Consider the following 22,214-nt stretch of genomic DNA (forward strand, 5'->3'; position numbering starts at 1 on the left):
TCACAAGGGTGGCCCCGGCAGCCGCGTACATCGGACGCGGAGAGGTGGGTGAGATCAGCCGGCGGCCACGGAGGTGGACTTGATGAACTGGATGCGGGCAGCGCTCGTCGCAAAGACAGCCATCGGTCGACACCTCCTCACTCATGTCCGCTCGACGGCGGCGGCCACCGGCCACCGCCCTGATCTTCCGTCACTCTAGCCCGGCCCCACGAAGGTCCGTCAACCGGTTTTACGCGCAGTCGCGCCCGTTCAGTGTGAAGTCGTGCGCCGGGGAGTTCTCGCCCTCCCAGGAGGCGAGGAAGCCGAAGGCGAGCTTGCCGCCCTCGGGGACGGTCCTGTTGTAGTCCGCGGCGGTGGCGGTGACGCGGGAGCCGTCCTGGCCGAAGCTCGCGTCCCACATCTGACCGACCTCCTGGCCGTCCCGGAAGGACCAGGCGACGCGCCAGTTGTCCAGGGCACGTTCGGTGGTGACGGTGACGGTGGCCTGGAAGCCGTCGGGCCATTCGTTGACCAGGTGGTAGTCGACACTGCAGGTCACCGGTTCGCTGGTGGCCGGGTCCGGGTCGTCCTCGCCGGCCGTGGTGGAGGTCGTGCCCTGCGGGCCGGGGCGGGGGTTCTTCGGCTTTGACGGCTCGGGCGAGTCGTCACCGCCGCCGGTGGCGCTCTCGGAGAGGGCCGGGGAGTCCGAGGAGGGCTGCGTGGCCGCCGTGACCGGCAAGGTGAAGCCGGGGTCGGCGACCGGCTGCCGGTCGGACTGGTCGCCGCCCGCCGTGGCGCCGTCGCCGGTGGAGCCGCCCGGCATCATCGACACCGCGAGGGCGAGCGCGGAGACGAGGACGGCGGCGACGAGGAGGCCGCTGCGCACGACACGCGCCTTGTGCGCGCCGGGGTCGGTCGGGCCCCCGTCCGCGTCGGCCGGGTCCGGCCGCCCACTGAGGCGTACCTCGGCGGCCCGGCGGCGGCGCTCCAGGTAGGCGAGGCCGCCCCAGCCGATCACCCCGCCCGCGAGGGCACCGGGCAGTCCGCCGCCGTGCAGCCGCAGACAGGCGGCGGCCTCGGCGCACTCCACGCAGGTGGCGAGGTGGCGGGAGAGGTCGTTCGGGGTGTCGGCGCCGGTCGAGCGGGTGACGGCGTCGAGGAGACGGGCGTAGCTGCGGCACCGCGCGGCCATCGGCGTGTCGAGGTGGTTGCGCTGGCAGCGATCCCTGAACAGGCCCCGGACCTGGGAGAGTTCGTCGGACACGGTCGCCGGGTCGAGGCCGAGCCGGCGGGCGACCACCTGCAGCGGCAGCGCCTCCACCTCGGCCAGCCACAGCAGGACCGCGTCCGGTTCCTGCATGTCGCGCAGTCCGCGCAGCGCGAGCGGGCGCTGCAGCGGGGGGCCGGTGTAGCGGGCGGCCTTGTCGGAGTTGAGCCACAGGCGCAGGTCGGGGTCGAGCCTGTGGCCCTGCCCGCGCTCCTCCCAGGCGGCCGCCGTGGTGCGTACGGCGGTCAGCAGCAGGGGGATGCGGGGCAGTTTGGCCGGGCGGCGGCCCGCGCTCCTGAGGTTCCCGGCCTCAACGTCGCGGGCCTCGCGTATACCGGTCGAAAACGCCTCGGTGGCCAGTTGGTTGGCCGCGTCGGAACCGGCCGTGCACAGGTCGGCGTACGACAGCACGGCGTCCCAGCACTCGGAGAACAGCGCGGCCTCGGTGGCGCCCTGGGGAGTCGGCAGGTCGGGCATGGGTCTCCTGCATCCACATGCGAGGTCAACTCGCCATATTGGCTGGCGAGTTGGGGGGAACCTCGCGGCAGGACGTGAGCCTTTCACGTATTCAACACAACTGACAAGCGCTGTGTTCACTTGCCATGACGGACCGTCGCGCCCCCACCACTGCAGCCACTTGTACGGGCGCGGGCCCCGTCCGTCTCAACTACACCGTGGTGGAATTCTCCGCGGGCAGGCTGTCCATGAAGGAGCTCACCGAGAACACCGCGTTGCCGGGGCCGGGCGGGCCGTAGCCGGGCGGGGACGACAGGCCGAAGTCCTCCATGGTCGCGCGGTACGCCTCCAGCAGACGGATGTGGTACTCCAGCGGCGCACCCTGCGGGTTGGCCTTGCCGAGCGGGGTCGTCGGTTCGGGGCACCAGGTGGTGAAGCGGGGCGTGATGCCGTTCGACATGAAGAAGCGCAGGCCCTCGGTCGTCGAGGCGATCGCCTCGTCCACCGTCGTGAAGCCGAACGGCTCCGCCATCTCCACGCCGGCCACGAAGTTGGGGATGACGTTGCGGGCGCCGAAGATGTCCGCCGAGTCGAGGATCCGCTTGTGCCACTCGTCGCGGCCGACGTAGCGCTCCTTGCCCGGGCAGTACATCTTGAACAGGTACTCGTCCCACACCTCGTAGTTGGGGTGGTAGATCTGCACGCCGTAGTCCTTGAACCGCTGCACGTCGTCGCGCGGCAGCGCCTGGGCGACGACCTTGCCGATCCAGCGGCCGGGGAAGCGCTCCTCGATGGCCTTGGCGTAGTGGCCGTAGAAGTCGGCCTCGTCACGGCCGGAGACGGTCTTGGTGATCGCGCCGCCGGTGAGCGTGTAGGCGGTGGACGCCTTGGCCGTGTCGTACCGGTCGATGATCTCCAGGGCCTCGAGGACCTCCTCGACGTCCTTCACGCCCGTGTACGGCCGGCCCGCCGCCTTGTGCTGGCGCCAGTTGTGGTTGATGTCGCAGTACTGGCACTCCTCCTTGGCGCCGAAGTACTGGCAGACCCGGAAGACGGTGAGGTAGATCAGGTAGCCCCACTGGATGGTCGGGGCGACCTCCATCACCGACTTCCCGTTGGCGAGGGTGTGCCGGTAGTACTCCGGCATCGGCGGCACACCGACGTCGGCGATCCGCTTGCCGTCGAGGTAGAGGCCGAGCACACCCTCGTCGTCGGCCGCCACGCGGTACGGCGACGACGGGTTCACGCGCACCGAGACGACGGTGCGGCGCAGGTCGTACGGGCCGCCGGTGAGGATGATCTCCTCCGGCGGGCGGCGCAGCGCGGCCTCGCCCAGCTCCGGCAGGGTGCCGTGGTCGAAGGAGAAGATGAAGTACGACTTCGGCTTGACCTCGCCGTCCTCGTTGTCGCTGAGGGCAGAGGGGTCGAAGGCCACCCCGCCCCGGAGCAGATCCTCCTTGAAAACGGCTTCCCGCGGAACGTGCGGGAATCGCTCCATCAGATCCTCGACCAGTGCGGTGCGGCTGCCCATCCGTGTCTCCTCCCGGCTCAGGCGTACGACTCCTCACGTTATGCCCCCGCGCGGTCCCGGGTGGGGGCGGGGGCCTCATGTTGCCCGTCGAGGTAGTTTCCACCTGGGAATTTCTGGTTGACGTTGTCCTCGGGAGGGCGATCACATGGCCGAAACCGTGACCAACTGGGCGGGCAACATCACCTACGCCGCCAAGGAGCTGCACCGGCCGTCCTCGCTCGACGCGATCGGCGCCCTGGTGGCCGGGAGCGCGAAGGTACGGGTGCTGGGCAGCGGGCACTCCTTCAACGAGATCGCCGAGCCGGGCTCCGCGGGCACGCTGCTGTCGATCGCCGATCTGCCGCCGGTGATCGACGTGGACCGTACGGCCCGCACCGTCCGGGTCTCGGGCGGCGTACGGTACGCCGAGCTCGCCCGGGCGGTGTACGCGGAGGGGCTCGCGCTGCCGAACATGGCGTCCCTGCCGCACATCTCGGTGGCCGGCTCGGTCGCCACCGGCACGCACGGGTCGGGGGTCGGCAACGGCTCGCTGGCCACGTCCGTGCGGGAGGTGGAGCTGGTCACGGCGGACGGGGCGGTGCTGACCGTCGGGCGGGGCGACGAGCGGTTCGGCGGCGCCGTCACCTCGCTGGGTGCCCTCGGTGTCGTCACGGCACTCACCCTCGACCTGGAGCCGACCTTCGACGTCGAGCAGCACGTCTTCACCGAACTGCCGCTGGAGGGGTTGGACTCGGCGGCGTTCGAGGTGGTGATGGCGTCGGCGTACAGCGTGAGCCTGTTCACCGACTGGCGCGAGCCCGGCTTCCGGCAGGTGTGGCTCAAGCGGCGCACCGACCAGCCGCTGCCCGTCTTCCCGTGGGCGGCACCCGCCGTCGAGAAGATGCATCCGGTGCCGGGGATGCCGGCGGTCAACTGCACGGAGCAGTTCGGGGTGCCGGGGCCGTGGCATCAGCGACTGCCGCACTTCCGGGCGGAGTTCACACCGAGCAGCGGGGCCGAGCTGCAGTCGGAGTATCTGCTGCCGCGCCGGTACGCGGTGGACGCGCTGCACGCGATCGACGCGATCCGGGCGACGGTCTCCCCCGTCCTGCAGACCTGCGAGGTCCGCACGGTCGCCGCCGACGACCAGTGGCTGAGCCCCTCCTACGGCCGGGACACGGTGGCTCTGCACTTCACGTGGGTCGAGGACACCGCGGCCGTGCTGCCCGTGGTGCGGCGGCTGGAGGAGGCGCTGGAGGCCTTCGAGCCGCGGCCGCACTGGGGGAAGGTGTTCACGACGTCGGCCGAGGTGCTGCGCGGGCGCTATCCGCGGCTGGCCGACTTCCGGGCACTGGCGCGCGAGCTGGACCCCGGTCGGACGTTCACCAACGCCTTCGTGCAGGACATACTGGGTGACTGAACGCCCGGGGGACTTCGTAAACCCCCTTTCCTAACCCCTTGTCGAATATTCCCGCACGCCATAGCCTTGCGCCGCGCCGGTGCCGACCACGAACCGGCATGCCGTGAGGGGAGTTCGATGAAGCGCGGCACATCACGCGACATCCGCACCGCGAACCGCTACGAGGTGCTGCGCCAGATCATCGCCGCGTCACCCACCTCCCGGCAGGAGCTGGCGGCCGCCACCGGGCTCAGTCTCGCCACGGTCGCCACGCTCGTCGGCGAGCTGCTCGACCTTCGTATGATCACGGAGGTCGGGTTCGAGGACTCGGCCGGCGGCCGCCCCCGGGGGCTCGTCGCCGTCAACGCCTCCGGCGGCGCCCTGATCGGCGTCGACATCGCGGAGACGTACGTCCACGTCGAGCTGTTCGACCTCGCGCTGAATGTGCTGGCCCGTGCCGAGGAGGACGTCCGCCCCGGCGAGAGTCTCCCCGAGCAGGTGGTCGCCCATGTCGCCGCCGCCGTCGGCTCGGTGGTCACGCAGGCGGGCGTGGAGGGCGCGCGCGTGCTCGGCGTCGGGGTGAGCGTGCCGGGGCAGGTGGACCGTGCGACCGGCTTCTCGGAGTACGCACCCAACTGGGACTGGCACGACGTGCCGCTGCTCGACCTGCTCACCGAGCACATCGCCTACCCGCTGTACCTGGACAACCCGCTGCGTGCCTCCGCGGTGGCCGAGCTGTGGTTCGGGGCCGCACGGGGGCGCGGGGACGCCGTGGTGGTCAACCTCGGCACCGGCGTCGGCGCCGGGCTGGTGCTGGGCGGCGGGCTGCACCGGGGCGTGAGCAACAGCGCCGGCGAGTGGGGTCACACCACGATCGTGCTGGAAGGCAGGCTGTGCCGGTGCGGCAGGCACGGCTGCGTGGAGGCGTATGTCGGCGCGTCCGGAATCATGCTGACCCTGCGGGAGTTGAGCGGCGACAGCCCGCTGCTGCACGCGGAGGACCAGACGGCCACCGTCGACGCGCTCGCCCGGGGGCTGCGGGAAGGCGACCCGGTGGCACTCGAGGTGGTTCGCGACACCGTGCGCTACCTCGGGGCCGGCATCGCCGACCTGGTGAACCTGTTCAACCCCGAGGTGGTCGTGCTCAGCAGCTGGGTCGCCGCCGCCCTCGGTGAACCCCTGGTCGACGAGGTCCGCGAGGCCGTCGCCCGGCACGCGCTGCCGCGCCCGATGGCGGCCACCGAGATCGTCCTCTCCCCCATCCCCACCGATCCTGTGTGCCTGGGCGCGGCGACGTTCGCGCTCGAAGGTGCCCTGCAGTCGGTGGGCCAGCGGACGCCCGCCAAGCGCGCCACGCCCGCGAGGAGCCGTACCGCACCGCCTGCGTAACCGCTCGGGGCCGCGTCGAGGGACACCCTGACGGCCCGTCACGTCCGGTATCCCGAACGCCGCGCAACGCTTCGCACAGACTTCGTCCAACCCCTTGCCGAAGCCTTAGCCGAAGGTTAACGTCCGGCACCGCACCCCCCTTTGAGCCATCTGGCGCTGAGCCGCTCCAGCCAGGCACAGGGCCGAGCCGTACTCGAGACAAGGACGTCAGCATGTCGGCATCGAGCAACAGCAACTGGGACCGCCGAACCGTTCTGCGGGCCGCGATGGGTCTGGCCGCCGCGGGCGGGCTTGCCGCGTGCGGCGGCAACAACGGACGTGGGGGCGGGTCCGGTTCGGGCACCAGCCTCGTGCAGATGTTCCACGCGTACGGCGAGGCGGGCACCGAGCAGGCCATCAAGCGGTACGCGAAGGCGTACAAGGAAGCCAACGTGACCACGCAGTGGATCACCAGCGCGGACTTCGAGAGCAAGCTCTTCTCGGCCCTGCTCACCGACAACGCGCCGGACCTCTTCGAGTTCCACCCGCAGATCCAAATGGTCAAGAGCGGCCAGGTGGCGGACCTGACCGACATCATCGACCCGGTCAAGGACGACTTCAACCCGGCCGACATCAAGTCGCACACGGTCGACGGGAAGATATACGGCGTCCGGATGATCGACGACCCGCAGTTCTTCTTCTACCGCAAGTCGATGCTGGAGAAGGCCGGGGTCGAGGTGCCGACCACGCTCGACGAGCTGATGGAGGCCGCGGCCAAGCTGACCACCGGCAAGGTCAAGGGTCTGTACATGGGCAACGACCTGCACAGCGTCAACGACACGTTGATCTGGTCGGCCGGCGCCGAGCACCTCACCGAGAAGAACGAGATCGCCTATCACACGGACGGCGTCGTCGAGGGCCTGAAGAAGATGCGCCGGCTGTTCACCAGCGGCGACCTTCTCCTCGGCGCCCCGACCGAGTCCTGGGATCCCTCCTCGCTCAACCAGGGCCTGTGTGCCATCCAGTTCTGCGGAATGTGGGCGATGCCGCAGATCCAGGACGCGCTCGGCGACGACTGGGGCGTCTTCCCCTTCCCGAAGGTCACGGACAACGGCAAGCAGTCGGTATACAACGGCGGCTGGTCGATGTTCGTCAACGCCAAGGGCAAGAACGTCGACGCGGCCAAGGAGTACGTGAAGTGGCTGTGGCTCGACCAGAAGGAGTACCAGGAGGACTGGGCCACCTCCTACGGCTTCCACATCCCGCCGCGCACCTCGCTCGCCAAGGAGGCCACCAAGCTCAAGTCGGGCAACGCCGCTGAGGGGGTCCGGCTCTTCAACGAGTTCGGCCACTTCGACAACATCGGCTGGACCCAGGCCATGCGCACCGCGTTCGAGGACGTCTTCGCCAACTGTGTCCGCAAGGACATGGACCCGGAGGCCGCCCTCGACAAGTGCGACGCGGCCGTCAACCGCGAGCTCAAGAAGCTGTTCGGATAGGCCGCGGGACGGACCACGACATGTCGACGACCACCGAGCTCGACCTCGCGAGCTCCGCCCCGGCGAAGGCCTCCCCGGCCAAGCCGCGGCGGGGTCTGCGGGGCAGCCCCACGTTCGCCTTCTGGCTCTTCACCGGGCCGTTCCTGATCGGTCTGGCGATCTTCGTCTACGCGCCGATCCTCTGGAGCCTCTGGCTGAGCTTCTTCGAGGCCCGCTTCACCGTCACGCCGGACAAGTTCGTCGGATTCGACAACTACACGTACATGCTGACGAACGACGACTTCGTCGGCTCGCTCGGCACCTTCACCGTCTTCGCCGCGTTCATCGTGCCCACCACCTGGGCGCTCTCGCTGGGTCTGGCCCTGCTGGTGAACCGGATGCGCTTCATGCGGGCGTTCTTCCGCTCGGTCTTCTTCCTGCCGACCGCGGTCAGCTATGTCGCCGCGGCCCTCATCTGGAAGATGTCCATCTTCAGCGGCGTCCGCTTCGGCCTGATGAACACGTTCCTCGGCTGGTTCGGGATCGAGAACATCGCCTGGCTGATCGACCCCAACCCGCCCTGGTACTGGCTGGTCATCGTGACCGCCCGGCTGTGGCTGCAGTCCGGCTTCTACATGATCCTGTTCATCGCCGCGCTCCAGAACATCCCGGAGGAACTGTACGAGGCCGCCGCCATCGACGGCGCCAAGTCGGGCTGGCAGACCTTCCGGTACATCACCCTGCCCCAGCTGCGCGCCACGTCCACCGCGGTGATCCTGCTGCTGCTCATCGCCGCCTATCAGGCCTTCGACGAGTTCTACAACCTGCTGTCGAAGACCACCTGGGGCCGTCCGCCGCTCGTCGAGCTGTACTACAAGGCCCTGGGCGAGAGCCAGGACTACGGTGCCGGCAGCGCGGGCGCGCTGATCCTGACCGTGCTGATCTGTGCCGTGACCCTGCTCCAGGGCAAGATCATGGGCTTCGGAAGGGGGGACGAGTCCAAGTGACCACCACCATGCCCAAGGCGCGGGGCTCCGCGTCGAAGCCGGACACGCCCGGCCCGGTCAGGCGCGGTGGCGGCGTGATGAGCTCCACCGGCCTCTACATCGCCACGGCCGTCGCTGCCTTCCTCTTCCTGATCCCCTTCTACATCCTCGTCCGCAACGCCCTCTCCACCGACGCCGAGATCACCGGAGAGAACTGGAAGTTCTTCCCGACGGACATCCAGTGGGGCAACATCAGCGAGCTCTTCAGCGACGGGACGGTCCCGTTCGCCCAGTCCCTGTGGAACTCGGCGGTCGTGGCCACCCTGCACACCGTCGGCGTCCTGCTGGTGTGCTCCCTCGCGGGCTACGGCCTGGCCCGCATCCCGTACAAGCACGCCAACAAGGTGTTCTACGCCGTCCTGGGCACCCTGATGGTGCCGACCGCGGTCACCTTCGTGCCGAGCTTCGTGCTGGTCTCCTCGCTCGGCTGGGTGGACACCTACCGGGGTCTCATCATTCCGGGATTGTTCAGTGGTTTTACCTGCTTCCTCTTTCGGCAGTACTTCCTGGGGTTCCCCAAGGAACTGGAGGAGGCGGCACGCATGGACGGCCTGGGCTACTGGGGCGCGTACTGGCGTGTCGTCGTACCCAACTCGCTGAACTTCTTCGCGGCGATGGCGACCATCACCTTCATCAACGGCTGGAACGCCTTCCTGTGGCCGCTGGTCATCGGGCAGGATCCGAGTGCCTGGACCGTTCAGGTCGCACTCTCCAGCTATATGACCAACCAGACCGTGGTCTTCCATCTGATCTTCATGGCCACGGCCGTTTCCATCCTGCCCCTGGTGTTCGTCTTCCTCTTCCTTCAGCGCTGGCTGGTGCAGGGGATCGCGCAGACGGGCATCAAGGGCTGACGCCTTCATTCCCAAGAGCTGGAGACCGATGTCTTTCCGCACCACGCCCTCCGTCGACTACGTCGAGGACGTCTCCCCGGGCCGGGGGGCCCTCCCGCCCCGCGCCTGGTACGCCTCCTCGGACGCGAAGTCGCTTTCTCTGAACGGCAGTTGGCGCTTCCGTCTGTCGGCGACCGCCGACGCCGAGGACGACTCGTTCGCCGGGGAGGGATACGACGCCGGGGGCTGGGCCGAGGTCACGGTCCCGGGCCACTGGGTCCTGCAGGGCGACGGCGCCTTCGGTTCGCCGATCTACACCAACCACCTCTACCCGTTCCCCGTGGACCCGCCGCACGTGCCGACCGAGAACCCGACCGGCGACCACCTGCGCGTCTTCGACCTGCCGGACGGCTGGCCCGCCCCGGACGACGGCGGCGCCGTGCTGCGCTTCGACGGCGTCGAGTCCTGCGCCCGCGTCTGGCTGAACGGCACGGAGCTCGGCGAGTTCAAGGGCTCCCGCCTGCCGCACGAGTTCGCGGTCGGGCCGCTGCTGAAGCCGGCCGGCAACGTGCTCGCCGTCCGTGTGCACCAGTGGTCGGCCGGCTCGTACCTGGAGGACCAGGACCAGTGGTGGCTGCCCGGCATCTTCCGTGACGTCACCCTGCTGCACCGCCCGGCGGGCGCGGCGGGCGACTTCTTCGTGCACGCCTCGTACGACCACACCACGGGTGAGGGCACCCTGCGCGTCGACTCCGACGTCGAAGGGCGGGTGTCCGTGCCCGGCCTCGACATCGATGTCGAGGCCGGCGAGCCGGTGACGGTCCCGGTCGAGCCGTGGTCGGCGGAGGCTCCGAAGCTGTACGACGGCGAGCTGGTCACGGCCGGCGAGCGCGTACCGCTGCGCATCGGCTTCCGTACGGTCGCCCTCGAGGACGGCCTGATCAAGGTCAACGGGAAGGCGATCCTCTTCAAGGGCGTCAACCGGCACGAGTGGCACCCCGAGCGGGGCCGCGCCCTCGACGTGCAGACCATGCGGGAGGACGTGCTGCTGATGAAGCGACACAACCTCAACGCGGTGCGCACCTCGCACTACCCGCCGCACCCGGCCTTCCTCGACCTGTGCGACGAGTACGGCCTGTGGGTCATCGACGAGTGCGACCTGGAGACCCACGGATTCACCGAGCAGGGCTGGCGCGACAACCCCGTCGACGACGACCGCTGGACCCCGGCCCTCCTGGACCGGGCGGCCCGCATGGTCGAGCGCGACAAGAACCACCCGTCGGTCGTCTTCTGGTCCCTCGGCAACGAGGCCGGCACCGGGCGCGGCCTCACCGCGATGGCCGAGTGGATCCACGGCCGGGACGCCTCGCGGCTCGTGCACTACGAGGGCGACTGGAACTGCCGGGACACGGACGTGTACTCACGGATGTACGCCGCCCACGAGGAGGTCGAGCGCATCGGGCGGGGCCTGGACGGGGGTGCGGGGAAGAGGCGTGAACTCCCCTTCATCCAGTGCGAGTACGGGCACGCGATGGGCAACGGTCCGGGCGGCATCGCCGACTACCAGCGGATCTTCGAGGCGCACGACCGGCTCCAGGGCGGCTTCATCTGGGAGTGGATCGACCACGGCATCAGGCACCCCGAGCTGGGCTACGCCTACGGTGGCGACTTCGGCGAGGAACTGCACGACGGCAACTTCGTCTGCGACGGTCTGGTCTTCCCGGACCGGACCCCCTCCCCGGGGCTCGTCGAGTACAAGAAGGTCATCGAGCCGGTCCGCATCGAGGGCGACGGCGCCGACGGCACCGTACGCGTGACGAACGCGTACGACTTCGGCGATCTGTCGCACCTGGAGTTCGAGTTCTCCCACCAGGTGGACGGATTCCCCACGGGCGCGCACACGCTCACCGTGCCGCCGCTCGCGCCGGGTGAGTCGGCGGAGGTCAAGCTGCCGGCTGCCGCGCCCGACGGCAACGGCGACGACGTCCAGTGGACGGTCCGCGCGCTGCTGGCCGAGGACACGCCGTGGGGGCCCAAGGGCCACGAGGTGGCGTGGGGCCAGGAGACCGTCACCCCCCGCACGCCCGTCACCGTCGCAGCCTCGCAGCGGCCCGTGCCCGGCGAGCGGCTGATCACCCTGGGCCCGGCGGCCTTCGACGCCCGCTCGGGGCGTCCGACGACGATCTGCGGACTCGACGTGACCGGGCTGCGCCTGGACGTGTGGCGGGCGACGACCGACAACGACGACGGCGCGTCCTGGCAGGACGACACGCGCTACGGCGTGCTGTGGCGCAAGCTCGGCCTGCACCGCATGCAGCACCGACTGGACGCCGTGGAGCCGGCCGACGACGCGTTGACCGTCCGCACCCGGGTGGCACCCGCCGCCGCCGACCTGGGCCTGCGCACTGTGTACCGCTGGACGTCCGACGGCGCCCTGCTGAAGCTGACGGTGTCCGTGACTCCGGAGGGCCACTGGACGGTTCCGCTCCCCCGCCTCGGCGTCCGTTTCGGCCTGCCGGCCGACGCCGCGCAGGAGGTCCTGTACTTCGGTGGCGGCGGCGAGGCATACCCCGACACCCGTGCCGCCTCACGGCTCGGTCAGTGGCTGCCGGGCATCGACGCCCTGCACACCCCGTACGTACGGCCCCAGGAGAACGGCGCCCGCGCCGACGTCCGCTGGGCCGAACTCGGCGGACTGAGGATCGAGGGTGACCCGGAGTTCTGGTTCAGCGCCCGCCGCTGGACCAACGAGCAGCTGGACGCGGCCCGTCATCCGACCGACCTCACGCCGGGTGACACGCTCTGGATCAACCTCGACCATGGCCAGCACGGCATCGGCACACAGTCCTGCGGTCCGGGCCCGCTGCCGCAGTACTTCCTGAACGCGGAGCCGACGGAGTTCTCGTTCGTGTTCTCGGCCGCTGAGTGACGGACCCCGTCAGTGATCCGCACAGCACGGCGTGGGATCCGCCACCTCGAAGGGCACCAGCGTGCCGCCCACCGCCGGCATGGTGGTCAGAACGAGTTCGTCGTTCTGCCACTGCGGGCGTACGTGGTCGCCGGTGATCAGCCGGGTGGCCGGGGACGGTTGGCCCGGTGTGCCCAGGACCGTCACCCGGTCGATCGCCGAACGGGACAGCAGCTCGGCGATCGTCAGGGTGCCGGTGAGGCCGGGGGCGCCCGGGTAGAGGACCGCCCGGCCCACCGTGTCGGGTGGGCCGGGTGACACCTCGTATCCGCCGGTCGTGAGCCGCTCCTGGGCGGTACGCAGGAGCGGCTCCGACGGCAGGGTGAGGGAGACGACGACCCTCGGGCGGTCTCCCCGTACCAGATGGGTGCAGCCGAACGTGCCCTCGGGGAGGGTGAGTTCCGCCGCCAGGGAGTGGAGCAGGTGGTCGGCGCCGCGGAGGTCCCTGACACCCGCGTCCACAGTCAGAACGTACGGTGTCACGAGGGCAGGACCCACACCGGATTGGTGTAGAACCACAGGTCGCGCCACGGGTCGGCATCGCCGACGACGTCGATGGCCGGGCCGGCCGGGTCGACGGCCGCGCCCATCGCGCCGACGGCGCCGCGGTTGCCGTCGGTGCCGCGCAGGCGGACGTAGACGGGGCGGTCGACCTTGCCGAGGTCGTACGTGAGGCTGACGACGCCGGCCGACTTGTTCACCTCGTACGACTTGACCACCTTCGCCGTCGGCGCGGTGAAGGTGTCCCGGTCCGCGACCGGGCCGGTCACATCGCCCTCGATGACGTCCACGCGGGCCAACTCGGGGACGAAACCGGCCCAGTTGGGGCCGCCCGCCATCGCCACGTCGACGGTCAGGGTGACGCTCGTGCCCTTCCGGACGTGCAGGGCGCCGCCGAGCGTGGCCCAGCGGCGGCCGCCCGTCACACGGACGTCGAGGCCGCTGAGCAGCCGGCCGTGGTCGACCCAGATGCGGCCCGCGCGGATGCCGTCCATGACGGCGGCGTAGGAGAAGCCGTCGGCGCCGACGTGCGTACGGCTGTACTGGCCGGGCCAGTAGTCGCCCTGGGTGATGTCGATCTGGCCGGCGTAGACCGGGTCGTCGTAGCGCCCGTTGGCGTTGAAGTCACCGCCCCCGCGCGCGGCCGTGTCCCCGTACACCTGGTGGGAGTCGGAGTTGGCGGTGATCCACCACGGCTTGCCCTCGGCGAGGAGGCTGTCCCACAGGCCGCCGACGGTCGCGGTCATCCAGTCGAAGCCGCCCCAGGTGCGGTAGCTCTCCAGGGGGTAGCCGGCGAAGGAGTTGGCGCCGGGGTTGTTGTCGTAGATGCCGCGGGCGCGGGCCATGCCGAGGGGTGCGGGCAGGCCGGCCGCCTGGTGGCCGGGGGCGCCCTCGAAGCCGATGGCGATCTGCCGGGTACGGCCCGCGTCCCGCCAGCCGCGGATCTCGTGCGGGGAGTCGACACCGCGCCGCGCCGGGTGGTTGGCGAGCATCAGCGCGTCCTTGACCTTGCGCCGTTCCACCTGCTCGGCAAGGAAGTTGAGCCCGGCGACGGCGAGCGCCTCGTTGGCGGGCGTCGAGTCGCCGGCGTTCTTCACGCCGCCGTCGTAGTCGTTCTCGAACTGCTTGAGGACGGAGACCTCGTTCTTGCCGGGGTGGACGAAGACGGTGCCGTGTTCGGCGGCCGGGATGTTCCACTCCAGGCCCTGGAAGACGAGGGTGTCCTCGTACGCGGACCGGGCCGCCCGGATGTCCGGGTTGACCTTCTCGACGCCGATCTTGGCGTGGGTGGTGCTGCCGTGGTCGGTGATGACCAGCCAGTCCATGCCGTGCTTGGCGCCCTGACGGACCTGGTCGACGACGCGGTACTTGCCGTCGCTGCTGTACTGGGTGTGGATGTGGTGGTCACCGGCCAGCCACAGGAAGCCGTTCGGTCTACGGCCGCCCGAGGCCGAGGACGCGGAGGCGGCGGGCGTGGCGGCGGCCGTGGCCGGGGCGACGACGCTGCCGGCGGCCAGCCCGGCGCCCAGCAGACCCGCCCGGCGCAGCAGCGTGCGGCGCGACTGCTGCTCGGGGGTCAGGGCCTCGTCCGGCACGGCGGTGTCGAAGGCGGCGGGCAGGGCGGATGCCGCCGCGTCGTGCGAGTGGTCGTGGTCATGGCCGTGTCCGTGATGGTGATGACCGTGCGCGTGCCCGTGTCCCATGAAAGGCCTCCTGGATGGCGCTGCCTTCGACGGCGCTGCTGCGCCGTGTGTGGAGGATCAAGGCGAAACATGAACGTTGAACGAGCGGCGCGTGGCGGCCGGGTGCCCCTGACGCGGCGGAACGCCACGTCCCTCACTGTTTCCCCAACGGCCCTTGTACGTCACCCTCGTTGACACGGAATCTGAACAGCGCTCACCTTCCTGGCCCCCGTCACCCCCGGAGACTCCCCCACCATGAGAAGACTCATCGGCACCCTCGCGGCCGCCGCACTGGCCCTCACCGGCCTCGCCACGACCGCGGCCACGCCCGCGACGGCCGCCGACTCCGGCACCTTCAACGTCCTGACGTACAACGTCGCGGGTCTCCCGCTCGGCCTCGGCGACAGCGACCCCGAGACGAACACCCCGCTCATCGGGCAGCGGCTGGCCCCGTACGACATCGTGAACGTCCAGGAGGACTTCAACTACCACGCCTCGCTGTACGCCAACGACACCCACCCGCACCGCACGGCGACCAGCGGTGGCGCGGGCATCGGCGACGGTCTCAACACCCTCTCGGACCACTCCTTCGAGGACTTCGAGCGGGTGAGGTGGAACAACTGCACCGGCACGAACTGCCTGACCCCGAAGGGCTTCACGCTGGCCCGGGTGCGCCTCGCCGAGGGCGTGTTCGTGGACCTCTACAACGTCCACACCAACGCCGACTCCGACGACGCCGCCCTCGCCGCGCGCCGCGCCAACGTCGAGCAGCTGTCGGACTTCATCCGGGCCAACTCGTCCGGCAACGCCGTCGTCGTCATGGGCGACACCAACACCCGCTACACCCGCGTCGGCGACAACATCCGCACACTGGTCGCCGAGAACGGCCTGACCGACGCCTGGGTGCAGCTGGTCAAGGGCGGCACTCCCCCGGCGGCGGGCAGCGACGCCCTGCTGTGCGACGCGACCGCACCGGCCGATGACTGCGAGGTCGTCGACAAGGTCCTCTACCGCGGCAGCAAGCTGCTGGGCCTGACCGCCACCCGCTACAACAACGACTGGGCGAAGTTCCTCCGCTCGGACGGCAAGCACCTCTCCGACCACTTTCCGCACACGGTCGACTTCTCCTACACCCTCAACCCGGCCCTGAAGGCGAGCGACTTCTTCGGCGGCCCGCACGGCACGGCTTTCAACGACGCGGACGACCTGCCGGTGGCCGTGTCCCCGCGCACCCTCACCCTGCGTGGCGGCAGCCGCCTGGACGCGGTGTCCCTCACGCACGACGGCGGCACGGCGCTCACCCATGGCGGCGCGGGTGGCACGGCGACGTCCCTGACCCTGGCCGGTGGCGAGCACCTCACCGCCGTAAAGCTGTCGCAGGGCCAGAAGGACGGTCGTACGCGGATCTTCTCGGCCGTCTTCACCACGGACCGGGGCCGCACCCTCTCCGCCGGTACGGCCACCTCGGCAGCCACGACCTTCACGGCGCCGTCCGGCTGGCAGATCGTCGGGTTCACGGGCCGGTCGGGGGACGAGCTCGACAAGCTCGGTGTGCTGTACGCGCCGATCAGCTGACCCCGCCCGCAGGGACGCCCCCGCCCGGACGGTCTTGTGCACCCCTGTCCGGGCGGGAGCTCCACGTCCGCGTACGGTCGTGGCATGGAGACGACTGGGGACGATGCGACGGTGCTCGGCGACGTGGGGACCATCCTCTACCGGCCGGCGCGGCCCGAGGACGGGACGGCCCTCGCGGAACTCGACGGGTCTTTCACGACGGACTCCGTGTTCGAGGTGGCCGCGACCGACGACGGATTCAGCATCCGCCAGGCTTCCGTGCACCCTCCCCTCCACAAGGTCTTCCCCGCCGAGGACGGCAGCGAGGACGACGACGGCCCTCCCGGACTCGAGCGGACGGTGGTCGCCCTCGACGGGGACCGGCTGTGCGGCGTGGTGGAGACCTCTTTCGCCCCATGGAACGCCCGCCTGACCATCCGCGACATCGAGGTCGCTCCGGCGTGGCGGGGCAAGGGGATCGGGCGGACGCTGATGAACCACGCCTTCGACTTCGCGCGGGAGTGCGGGGCGGGCCATGTCTGGCTCGAGGTCAGCAACATCAACGCTCCCGCGATTCGCGCCTACCTCCGCATGGGCTTCTCCTTCTGCGGGCTGGACACCTCGCTGTACGACGGCACGGAGTCGGCCGGTGAACAGGCGCTCTTCATGGCTCGCCGGGTGCCTGACGAGTCATGAGAGCGCCTGCGCGGTGTCATGCGGTCCGAGCGGCCCGCCCGGGGGAAGTCACTCGCTCCGCAGTACCTGGGCGATCGTCAGCCGCCCCGCCCTGCGCGCCGGGACGAACGCTCCCAGCACCGCGATCACCACGCCCGCAAGAGCCAGTCCGGCCAGGGCCGGTGCCCGCCAGACGTCCGTCATGTACGGGGGCAGGGTGATGTCGACGGCGTCCACCATCCGGGGGATCACCAGCTCGTAGCCCGCCACGCCCAGCGGGATGCCGAGCAGGGAGCCGAGGGCGCCGAGGACCGCCATCGACGTCACCGTCATCACCGTGACCTGCCGCGGGGTCATGCCGATCGACTTCAGCATGCCCAAGTCACGCCTGCGATCACGGGTGTTGAGGGCGACGGTGTTGAAGACGCCGAGAGAGGCGACGACGGTGAGCATCACCGTGAGCGCGGTGGCCGAGCCGATGACGGTCTGCGTGACGGAGTTCGCGCCCCTCACATCGGGTGTGATCCCGTGGTCGGCGGCTCGGGCAGCGCGGGCGTAGGCCTTCGGGTCGGTGCCGTCGCGGAGGCCTACGTGGTAGGCGATGGGCCGCTCGTCCGGGGCCAGCGCCGTCAGCGTCGTCCAGCCGCCGACCACGATCCGGGCATTGCTCTCCATGAACTCCCCGACGACCAGTACCTTTTCGGTCCGGCCGCCCTTCTCCAGGCTGACCCGGTCGCCGACCCGTACGCCGTTCTGGCGCAGAAAGGCCGATCCGGCCACGACCTCGCCGTCGCCCCGCGTCCATCGGCCCGCCGTGAGCACGCTGTCCAGCTGGGTCCGATCGCCACGACGCCCTTCGAGCATCACCGGGTGCGCGGACCCCGCGAGGCGTACGTCGACGTTCGCCCGGGCGGTGACCGCGGTGGCGCCGGGCAACTCGCCCAGGAGCGTGTGGAGTTCGCGGTCACCGTGCTCCGGCAGAAGCTCCTTGCCGTTCTTGACGTTGGAGGCGTACACGGTGACCTGGTACGTGTCGCGTCCGGCCTCGCCGAACCGGGTCATCGTCGTCGCCAGACCGGTCGCGAAGGTCACCGTGGTCACACCGAGGACCACGGCGGCCAGCGTCAGGGCGCTGCGGCCGGGCCGGGCGAACGGCAGGCCCATCCCCAGGCTGACCGAGCGCGGCAGCCCGCTGCCGGCCAGTCGGCGCTGGATCCCGAGCGCACGGCCGGGGCGTGGGGCGCTGCCCGCGCTGATGGCCCGCGCCGCCGGCATCCGGTGGGCGCGCAGCGCGGGGCCGAGCGCGGCAAGGATGCAGACGGCGGGCATGCCGAGCAGGGTGAGGGCGTTGATCCAGGGCGCGACCGTGACGGTGTCGTGGAACACCCCGGCGTCCGGGCCCGTGAACACGAACCCGAAGAAGGGGCGTGCCAGCAGGTTGCCCACCGCGGTGCCGAACGCGCAGCCGAGCACCGCGGGTACGGAGATCATCGTGAGGTAGACGGCGACGACCTGACCCGGGGTGAACCCCAGAGCCTTCAGCACGCCGATGTGCCGGAAGCCGGAGATCACGGCACCGCTGACGACGTTGGCGACGATGAGGATCGCGACCGCGATGCCCAGGATGCCGAAGGCCATGAGATAGGGCGTGAACGCCCGGGCCGAGCTGCTCACCTGGTGCTTGAGGGTGAGATACGACCGGGAGGCGGCGAGCGCGTCCGCCGGGAGCTGTTCGGTCACCGTGGCGAGCTGCGCGCGCAGCGCGTCGTCCGTGGCGGCGTCGGGGAAGCGGAACAGCATCTGGGTGACCGTCGGATGCAGGGCGTCGATCTGCTCGGGCGCGACCCAGGCGTCCGCGGTGCGGCTCAGGTCGAAGGCGAACCCCACGACGGTGAGGTCCGGGCCGCCCGAGGGCATCGGGAGCCGCTTGCCGAGGTCGTCCGCGGTCCAGTCGGACTGCCGGTTCAGGACGACCTCGCCGGGCCGGGTGGCCCAGCGGCCGGCCCACAGGTCCAGCCGGTCCACGGGGCCGTCGGGGTCGGCGCGGCCGACGACCGTGATCTCGTTGCCGAGCCCGAAGTGCATGCTGCCGTCCGGGAGTTCGACCGTGGCCTGGGCGTAGGGGCCCGCGGCGGTCTCGACGCCGGGCTGCCCAGCGGCCTGCGTCAGCTGTGTGTCGGAGACCTCGGCGGGGTCGAAGGCGGCGACGACGTGCGGGCCGCGCTGTTCGGCGAAGGCCTTGTCGAAGGGGGCGGAGGCCGCGTCGACCAGGCCGAGGGCCACCACCATGGCCGCCGTCGAGGTCAGCGTGACCAGCGCGATGACGAGCGTCTGGAGTCTGCGCCGCCGTACCGCCGCCCGGGCGGCGCGCCACACGGCGCTCATACGGACGGCTCCAGGGTGTGCTCGCCGGTCACCCGGCCGTCGGCGAACCGGATCAGACGGCTGGCGCAGCGCCGGGCGAGATGCTCGTCGTGGGTCACCAGGATCAGCGTCTGGCCGATCTGGTTGAGGTCGAGCAGCAGGTCCATCACCTGCTCGCCGGAGCGGCTGTCCAGGGCGCCGGTCGGCTCGTCGGCCAGCAGCAGGGCGGGGCGGTTCATCAACGCCCTGGCGACGGCGACGCGTTGGCGCTCGCCTCCGCTGAGCACGGCGGGATAGGCGTTGCGCCGGTCGGCGATGCCGAGTTCGTCGAACAGCTCCAGGGCACGACGGCGGGCCTGCCGGGCCGGGGTGCCGGTCAACTGGGCCGCCAGCGCCACGTTGTCGAGGGCCGACAGGTCGTCGATCAGGTTGAAGAACTGGAAGATCATGCCGATCCGGCGCCGCCGGTACAGCGCGAGCCCCTTCTCGCTCAGCTCCCCCACGTTCTCCCCGTGTACGACGACCGTGCCGCCCGTCGGCCGGTCCAGTCCGGCGATCATGTTGAGGAACGTGGACTTCCCGCACCCGGAGGGGCCCATCACGGCCACGGCTTCCCCGGCCCGGATCTCCAACGAGACGCCGGCCAGGGCGTTCGTCTCGCCGTACTCCTTGCGCACGCCGTCGAGCCGTACGACGGCCTCTGCCCTGCTGTCTTCACTGCTCATGGACATGACGCTACGAGGCAGGGCGACGCCCTGACATCCCTCCCCGGATGGCATGTCGCCGGTCACCTCATCCTCGGGATGCAGGGCCTGCATCTCCGGGCCGATGCGTTCGCGGTGATCGTCTGTCAGGGTGAGCCCCATGGGGGACTGGGAACCTGGCTGGGTCACGGCGGCGGTGGCGGGTGCGGCCGTACTCGTGCTGAGCGTCGCGCTGCTGCGGACGCGGCGCCGCCGACTGCAGGCCGTCGGAGAGCTCGGCTGGCTGCTGGAGCGTGAGCGGGAGGGCGCGGCCCGCGCGGCGGTGACGGCCGAACGGGACCGTATCGCCCGCGAGTTGCACGACATCGTCAGCCACAACGTCAGCCTCATGGTCGTCCAGGCAGGCGCCGCCCGCGAGGTGCTGGGCACCATGCCTGACGAGGCCTCGGCGGCGCTGCGCGCGGTGGAGGACGCCGGGCGGGGCGCGATGACGGATCTACGGCATCTGCTCGGGCTGCTGGCGCCGTCACCCAGCGGCGAGGACGACGACTCGGACGAGGGCCGGGACGCGTGCGGCACCACCGCCGCCGTCGACCTCACCCCGCAGCCCGGTCTGGACCGGCTCGGCCAACTCGTCGACCGCGTCTCGTTCGCGGGGCTGCCCGTCGAGGTCCGGATCTCCGGCGAACCCCGCCCCCTTCCGGAAGGCATCGACGTGACGGCGTACCGCATCGTCCAGGAGGCGCTCACGAACGCGCTCAAGCACGGCGACGGCGGAAAGGCCGAGGTCACCGTGCGCTACGCGGACCGCGCGCTGCGCGTGGAGGTGCTGAACACCGGCCCCAGCGTGCTGACCGGCGGCGCGCCGCCGGCGCAGCCCCGCCGGGCCCTCCAGCGGCACCGGGAGGGAACGGGGCGCGGCCTGCTGGGCCTGCGGGAGCGGGTCGCGGTGTACGGCGGCGATCTGGACGCCCGTCGGCGCCTGGGCGGCGGCTTCCGGGTCCGGGCGCGCATCCCGCTGGACCGTCCCGTGGACCGCTCCCAGGACCTGTCATGACGGCACCGGTGACCGAGCCGACTCCCCGCGTGCTCATCGTCGACGATCAGACGCTGATCCGGACCGGCTTCCGGCTGATCCTGACCGTGCGCGGCATCGAGGTGGTCGGCGAGGCGGCGGACGGCCTGGAGGCGGTGTCGCTGGCACGCGAACTGCGCCCGGACGTCGTGCTGATGGACATCCGCATGCCCACCATGGACGGCCTGGACGCCACTCGCCGGATCCTCGAAGAGGCGCCGGGCTGCCGGGTGCTGATGCTGACGACGTTCGACCTGGACCGCTACGTCTACACGGCCCTGTCGATCGGCGCGAGCGGCTTCCTCCTCAAGGACGTCACGCCCGAGCACCTCGCGGCGGCCGTACGGCTGGTCGGCACGGGTGACGCCCTGCTGGCGCCCACCATCACCCGTCGGCTGGTCGAGCGCTTCGCCGCCACCCCCGCCGCTCACGCCCCCGCCGTCCACGCCGACCTGGCCGCCCTGACGCCCCGCGAGCTGGAGGTCCTGACGCTCCTGGGCCGGGGCCTGTCCAACACGGAGCTCGCCGCCTACCTGACGCTGAGCGAGGCCACGGTGAAGTCCCACGTGGCCCGCATCTTCGCCAAGCTGTATCTGCGGGACCGCGCTCAGGCCGTGGTCCTTGCGTATGAGACGGGGCTGGTCCGGCCCGGCACTCACTAGGATGGTCCCTAGGGGCCCCAGGCCAGTCTCATATATCCGGAGGTCACCGACCCCATGGCCCGCGCTGGACTCACCGCCGACCGGCTCGCCGCGGCCGCCGCCGAACTCGCCGACGAGGTCGGGTTCGAGAACGTCAGCCTGTCCGCGCTGGCCCGGCACTTCGGGGTGAAGGACGCGAGTCTGTACTCGCACGTCCGCAATCTCCAGGATCTGCGGACCCGGGTCGCCCTGCTGGCGGGCGGCGAGATGATCGACCGGATCGCCGCCGCCGTCGCCGGGCGGGCCGGCAAGGACGCGCTGGCCGCGTTCGCGGACGCATACCGGGAATACGCCCTGCAGCACCCGGGCCGGTACGCGGCGACCCGGATCCGCGTCGACCAGGCCCTCGTCGCCGACTCCCCCGCCATGCGCCGCACCGCAGAGATCACCTACGGGATGCTCCGCGCGTACGGCCTGGAGGAACCCGACCTCACCGACGCCGTCCGCCTGCTGCGCAGTACCTTCCACGGCTACTGCGCCCTGGAGTCCACCGGCGCCTTCGGCGCTCCCCGCGACGTACGGGAGTCCTGGGAGCGTGCCGTCGACGCCCTGCACGTGGCGCTCGCGAACTGGCCGCGGAACGAGCACGGCGGGCAGCCACCCCAGGCGCCACGCTGACCACTTAGACTGGAAGCTTCGCGGAGGTCACACGCC

At 70.8% G+C, this 22,214-nt stretch carries 17 protein-coding genes; 11 read left to right on the forward strand and 6 right to left on the reverse strand.

Annotated elements, in window-relative coordinates; genetic code table 11:
* Positions 1-229: 229 nt before the first annotated feature.
* Together ACWGDB_RS38260 and ACWGDB_RS38265 are read right to left on the reverse strand one after the other, a co-directional pair.
* Positions 230-1,723 (reverse strand): cellulose binding domain-containing protein, encoded by a 1,494-nt coding sequence (locus ACWGDB_RS38260; protein ID WP_453826672.1) that lies wholly within the window; start codon positions 1,721-1,723, stop codon positions 230-232.
* Positions 1,724-1,913: 190 nt separating this feature from the next.
* Positions 1,914-3,233, reverse strand: coding sequence for a radical SAM protein (locus ACWGDB_RS38265; protein WP_453826673.1), 1,320 nt, complete (start codon positions 3,231-3,233; stop codon positions 1,914-1,916).
* A gap of 145 nt (positions 3,234-3,378) precedes the next feature.
* Here ACWGDB_RS38265 and ACWGDB_RS38270 point away from each other — a divergent pair, with 145 nt between their 5' ends.
* The 6 genes from ACWGDB_RS38270 (at position 3,379) to ACWGDB_RS38295 (ending at position 12,265) form a co-directional block, all read left to right on the forward strand.
* Positions 3,379-4,632, forward strand: coding sequence for a D-arabinono-1,4-lactone oxidase (locus ACWGDB_RS38270; protein ID WP_453826674.1), 1,254 nt, complete (start codon positions 3,379-3,381; stop codon positions 4,630-4,632).
* A 117-nt stretch (positions 4,633-4,749) separates the two neighbouring features.
* Positions 4,750-6,000 carry an ROK family transcriptional regulator gene (locus ACWGDB_RS38275; protein WP_453826675.1) on the forward strand — a complete coding sequence of 417 codons (1,251 nt, stop codon included), beginning with the start codon at positions 4,750-4,752 and terminating at the stop codon, positions 5,998-6,000.
* A gap of 212 nt (positions 6,001-6,212) precedes the next feature.
* Positions 6,213-7,478, forward strand: a complete 1,266-nt coding sequence (locus tag ACWGDB_RS38280; RefSeq protein ID WP_453826676.1) for an ABC transporter substrate-binding protein — start codon at positions 6,213-6,215, stop codon at positions 7,476-7,478.
* A 20-nt stretch (positions 7,479-7,498) separates the two neighbouring features.
* Entirely contained in the window at positions 7,499-8,464 is a 966-nt protein-coding gene (locus tag ACWGDB_RS38285; protein ID WP_453826677.1) for a carbohydrate ABC transporter permease, read from the forward strand.
* An 8-nt stretch (positions 8,465-8,472) separates the two neighbouring features.
* Positions 8,473-9,357, forward strand: a complete 885-nt coding sequence (locus ACWGDB_RS38290) for a carbohydrate ABC transporter permease (RefSeq protein WP_453826705.1) — start codon at positions 8,473-8,475, stop codon at positions 9,355-9,357.
* Between the two features lie 28 nt (positions 9,358-9,385).
* Positions 9,386-12,265: a glycoside hydrolase family 2 TIM barrel-domain containing protein gene (locus ACWGDB_RS38295; RefSeq protein WP_453826678.1), complete on the forward strand. Its 2,880-nt coding sequence runs from the start codon at positions 9,386-9,388 to the stop codon at positions 12,263-12,265.
* Between the two features lie 9 nt (positions 12,266-12,274).
* Here the strand turns inward: ACWGDB_RS38295 and ACWGDB_RS38300 are convergent, their stop codons facing one another.
* Positions 12,275-12,766, reverse strand: a complete 492-nt coding sequence (locus ACWGDB_RS38300) for a hypothetical protein (RefSeq protein WP_453826679.1) — start codon at positions 12,764-12,766, stop codon at positions 12,275-12,277.
* Between the two features lie 17 nt (positions 12,767-12,783).
* On the reverse strand, positions 12,784-14,508 hold the full coding sequence (locus ACWGDB_RS38305) for a PHP domain-containing protein (protein WP_453826680.1): 1,725 nt from the start codon (positions 14,506-14,508) through the stop codon (positions 12,784-12,786).
* A gap of 234 nt (positions 14,509-14,742) precedes the next feature.
* On the opposite strand from ACWGDB_RS38305, the gene ACWGDB_RS38310 reads away from it, so the two are divergent.
* Positions 14,743-16,062: a jacalin-like lectin gene (locus tag ACWGDB_RS38310; protein WP_453826681.1), complete on the forward strand. Its 1,320-nt coding sequence runs from the start codon at positions 14,743-14,745 to the stop codon at positions 16,060-16,062.
* Between the two features lie 84 nt (positions 16,063-16,146).
* The gene (locus tag ACWGDB_RS38315) at positions 16,147-16,737 is read left to right on the forward strand and encodes a GNAT family N-acetyltransferase (protein ID WP_453826682.1); all 591 of its coding nucleotides are present in this window, start codon (positions 16,147-16,149) and stop codon (positions 16,735-16,737) included.
* 48 nt (positions 16,738-16,785) lie between these two features.
* On the opposite strand, the gene ACWGDB_RS38320 is transcribed toward ACWGDB_RS38315, so the two are convergent.
* Positions 16,786-19,101 (reverse strand): ABC transporter permease, encoded by a 2,316-nt coding sequence (locus ACWGDB_RS38320; RefSeq protein ID WP_453826683.1) that lies wholly within the window; start codon positions 19,099-19,101, stop codon positions 16,786-16,788.
* Positions 19,098-19,805: an ABC transporter ATP-binding protein gene (locus tag ACWGDB_RS38325; RefSeq protein ID WP_453826684.1), complete on the reverse strand. Its 708-nt coding sequence runs from the start codon at positions 19,803-19,805 to the stop codon at positions 19,098-19,100. The genes ACWGDB_RS38320 and ACWGDB_RS38325 overlap by 4 nt, the downstream gene beginning before the upstream one ends.
* A gap of 139 nt (positions 19,806-19,944) precedes the next feature.
* Here ACWGDB_RS38325 and ACWGDB_RS38330 point away from each other — a divergent pair, with 139 nt between their 5' ends.
* From ACWGDB_RS38330 to ACWGDB_RS38340, 3 genes are read left to right on the forward strand one after another with little or no spacing between them, the layout of a single operon-like run.
* Entirely contained in the window at positions 19,945-20,841 is an 897-nt protein-coding gene (locus tag ACWGDB_RS38330; RefSeq protein ID WP_453826685.1) for a sensor histidine kinase, read from the forward strand.
* Positions 20,838-21,521 carry a response regulator gene (locus ACWGDB_RS38335; protein ID WP_453826686.1) on the forward strand — a complete coding sequence of 228 codons (684 nt, stop codon included), beginning with the start codon at positions 20,838-20,840 and terminating at the stop codon, positions 21,519-21,521. The genes ACWGDB_RS38330 and ACWGDB_RS38335 overlap by 4 nt, the downstream gene beginning before the upstream one ends.
* A 54-nt stretch (positions 21,522-21,575) precedes the next feature.
* Positions 21,576-22,178 (forward strand): TetR-like C-terminal domain-containing protein, encoded by a 603-nt coding sequence (locus ACWGDB_RS38340; protein WP_453826687.1) that lies wholly within the window; start codon positions 21,576-21,578, stop codon positions 22,176-22,178.
* Positions 22,179-22,214: the final 36 nt, after the last annotated feature.

Source organism: Streptomyces sp. NPDC055013 (genome assembly GCF_053608645.1).

Excerpts from the sequence above, each read along its gene's own strand:
- ACWGDB_RS38310 (WP_453826681.1), top strand. The coding sequence starts at position 14,743 with ATGAGAAGACTCATCGGCACCCTCGCGGCCGCCGCACTGGCCCTCACC.
- ACWGDB_RS38275 (WP_453826675.1), top strand. The coding sequence starts at position 4,750 with ATGAAGCGCGGCACATCACGCGACATCCGCACCGCGAACCGCTACGAG.
- ACWGDB_RS38290 (WP_453826705.1), top strand. The coding sequence starts at position 8,473 with ATGCCCAAGGCGCGGGGCTCCGCGTCGAAGCCGGACACGCCCGGCCCG.
- ACWGDB_RS38295 (WP_453826678.1), top strand. The coding sequence starts at position 9,386 with ATGTCTTTCCGCACCACGCCCTCCGTCGACTACGTCGAGGACGTCTCC.
- ACWGDB_RS38335 (WP_453826686.1), top strand. The coding sequence starts at position 20,838 with ATGACGGCACCGGTGACCGAGCCGACTCCCCGCGTGCTCATCGTCGAC.
- ACWGDB_RS38280 (WP_453826676.1), top strand. The coding sequence starts at position 6,213 with ATGTCGGCATCGAGCAACAGCAACTGGGACCGCCGAACCGTTCTGCGG.
- ACWGDB_RS38315 (WP_453826682.1), top strand. The coding sequence starts at position 16,147 with ATGGAGACGACTGGGGACGATGCGACGGTGCTCGGCGACGTGGGGACC.
- ACWGDB_RS38340 (WP_453826687.1), top strand. The coding sequence starts at position 21,576 with ATGGCCCGCGCTGGACTCACCGCCGACCGGCTCGCCGCGGCCGCCGCC.
- ACWGDB_RS38265 (WP_453826673.1), bottom strand. The coding sequence starts at position 3,233 with ATGGGCAGCCGCACCGCACTGGTCGAGGATCTGATGGAGCGATTCCCG.
- ACWGDB_RS38260 (WP_453826672.1), bottom strand. The coding sequence starts at position 1,723 with ATGCCCGACCTGCCGACTCCCCAGGGCGCCACCGAGGCCGCGCTGTTC.
- ACWGDB_RS38285 (WP_453826677.1), top strand. The coding sequence starts at position 7,499 with ATGTCGACGACCACCGAGCTCGACCTCGCGAGCTCCGCCCCGGCGAAG.
- ACWGDB_RS38270 (WP_453826674.1), top strand. The coding sequence starts at position 3,379 with ATGGCCGAAACCGTGACCAACTGGGCGGGCAACATCACCTACGCCGCC.
- ACWGDB_RS38330 (WP_453826685.1), top strand. The coding sequence starts at position 19,945 with ATGGGGGACTGGGAACCTGGCTGGGTCACGGCGGCGGTGGCGGGTGCG.
- ACWGDB_RS38305 (WP_453826680.1), bottom strand. The coding sequence starts at position 14,508 with ATGGGACACGGGCACGCGCACGGTCATCACCATCACGGACACGGCCAT.
- ACWGDB_RS38325 (WP_453826684.1), bottom strand. The coding sequence starts at position 19,805 with ATGAGCAGTGAAGACAGCAGGGCAGAGGCCGTCGTACGGCTCGACGGC.
- ACWGDB_RS38320 (WP_453826683.1), bottom strand. The coding sequence starts at position 19,101 with ATGAGCGCCGTGTGGCGCGCCGCCCGGGCGGCGGTACGGCGGCGCAGA.